The organism is Streptomyces swartbergensis (assembly GCF_002148965.1).
In the GTDB taxonomy this organism is placed as follows: domain Bacteria; phylum Actinomycetota; class Actinomycetes; order Streptomycetales; family Streptomycetaceae; genus Streptomyces; species Streptomyces swartbergensis.
Genome location: NZ_NGFN01000629.1, coordinates 1 through 2,142, shown reverse-complemented (window position 1 = coordinate 2,142; position 2,142 = coordinate 1). Strand labels below are relative to the sequence as shown.

2 protein-coding genes are annotated in these 2,142 nt (G+C 70.4%); one reads left to right on the top strand and one right to left on the bottom strand.

The window, feature by feature from the left end; all coding sequences use genetic code 11:
• Positions 1-225: 225 nt before the first annotated feature.
• The gene (locus CA983_RS43010) at positions 226-999 is read right to left on the bottom strand and encodes an isoprenyl transferase (protein ID WP_086606037.1); all 774 of its coding nucleotides are present in this window, start codon (positions 997-999) and stop codon (positions 226-228) included.
• A gap of 600 nt (positions 1,000-1,599) precedes the next feature.
• On the opposite strand from CA983_RS43010, the gene CA983_RS43005 reads away from it, so the two are divergent.
• A partial coding sequence (locus tag CA983_RS43005; protein WP_143645807.1) for a DNA glycosylase AlkZ-like family protein occupies positions 1,600-2,142 on the top strand: 543 nt, incomplete at its 3' end.

Here is a 2,142-nt window from a genome sequence, read left to right as displayed (position 1 = left end):
GGCGCCGCAGCGACCGGTGGGGAGCGGTGTATCAGTCCGCAGCGCCCGGTGGCGGCGGCGTGTTAGCCGCCGTAGCGCCTGCGGCGGGGCTTATCAGCCGTAGTAGGGCCGGTGGCGAGCGGGGTATGAGCCGCCGAAGCGCCGGTGGCGAGCGGTGTATCAACCGCCGAAGCGCCGGTGGCGAGCGGTGTATCAACCGCCGAAGCGCCGGTGGCGAGCCGTGCATCAGCCGCCGAAGCGCCGGTGGCGGGCGGCGTAGTCGCGCATGGCGCGCAGGAAGTCGACCTTGCGGAACGCCGGCCAGAACACGTCACAGAAGTAGTACTCGGAGTGCGCGGTCTGCCAGAGCATGAATCCGGACAGCCGCTGCTCGCCGCTGGTGCGGATCACGAGGTCGGGGTCGGGCTGGTCGCTCGTGTAGAGGTGACGCCCGATCATGTCGATGTCGACGGCCTCGGCGAGCTCCTCCATCGAGGTGCCCCGGTCCTGGGCGTCGAGCAGCATGGAGCGCACGGCGTCGGCGATCTCCTGGCGCCCGCCGTAGCCGATGGCGACGTTGACCAGTATCCCGTCGACGTGCGCGGTGGTCTCCTCGGCCTCTTTCAGAACCGTCTGCATGCCGGAGGGCAGCAGATCGGGCGTGCCGACGTGGTGCACACGCCAGCGGCCGTCGGCGGCCAGGGTACGGACGACGTCCTCGATGATGCCGAGCAGCGGGACGAGCTCCTCCTGCGGCCGGTCGAAGTTGTCCGTGGACAGCAGCCACAGGGTGACGACCTCGACGTCCGTCTCGGTGCACCAGCCGAGGAACTCCTCGATCTTCTCGGCACCGGCCCGGTGACCGTGGACGGTGCTGGAACCGGCGGCCTTCGCCCAGCGCCGATTGCCGTCCATGATGACGCCGATGTGCTTGGGCACCTGAGCGTGGTCCAGGTGGCCTTCCACCCGGCGTGCGTACAGCCTGACCAGCAGGCCACGCAGCTTGTCGCGCAGGTTCACGTGATTGTCAGCCCCTCCGTACGGATCGGACAGGCCGCGGCGTGCGGCCCGGTCGTGGCCGCGGGCGGTCCCTGTCCCTGTGGCAGTCCCCGGAGGGGAAGCCTACCCTCGCTGCCGCCGTGGGCCGCCCACGGGTGCGGAACGCAGAATTCCGGCCGGTACTTCGGGTCGGCTTCGACGCACAAAAAAACGGGCCGGTCCGTGGGGGGGAGACGGACCGGCCCGAGGGGGGGTTTCCACCATAACCCTTCGTAAGTGATGCTGCGTGCATCGGCGTGCCACAACTACTCTCCGGAGCCACCCGGCGACGCGGCGATGTCCGCGGAACTTCTCGTTCACGGCTTGCTGCTGGCCGAAACACAGCCCCCACACAACCCCTGGGCAGCCCATACGCAGGGAAATCGTGCACTCTGAGGCGGGATCCGGCGGATTTGCCGCACCTTGGGGCCCGCTCGCCGACTTGTCCCCGTATCCCCCCGACGGGTGACAACGGCCGCGAGCGCCCGCTTGACCCCCGCACCGCCTCCACCCCGAGACCCTGGCGGCACGGTGCAGCTGCTTAGGTCAGATCCTGTCCTCTTTCGGGTCTAGCGTCGTGTCATGACGACGACCTCGAGGATCACGTGGGACGCGGCGAGCGCACGGCGAGCCGAGCGGCAGTTCCTGGCCCGGCCGGCGGAGCCGGCGGGGACGGCCGGGAGCGGGACGCCGGTCGCCGAGGTGGTCGGCGCGATGAGGGGGGCGCACGCTCAGGTGCTGTCCGCGGCCGAGGTGTCGGTGGGCGTACGGACGTCCGCGCTGACACGGGCGGATGTACGGGCCGCACTCTGGGACGAACGGTCGCTGATCAAGACGTACGGCCCGCGCGGAACGGTCCATCTCCTCCCGGCACGGGAACTCCCCCTCTGGTCGGCCGCGCTGACCGCGATCCCGACCGGGCCGAGCCCTTTCCCGCCCGACGTACGGCTCACCGAGGAACAGTCCGCCCAGGTCGTGGCGGCGATCGGGGAAGCACTCCAGGACACGTGCCTGACGCTCGACGAACTGACCGAGGAGATCGTCGCGCGGACGGGCCCGTGGGCCGGCGACCGCGTGATGCCGGCCTTTCAGGCCATGTGGCCGCGCTGGCGGCAGGTGCTCCAT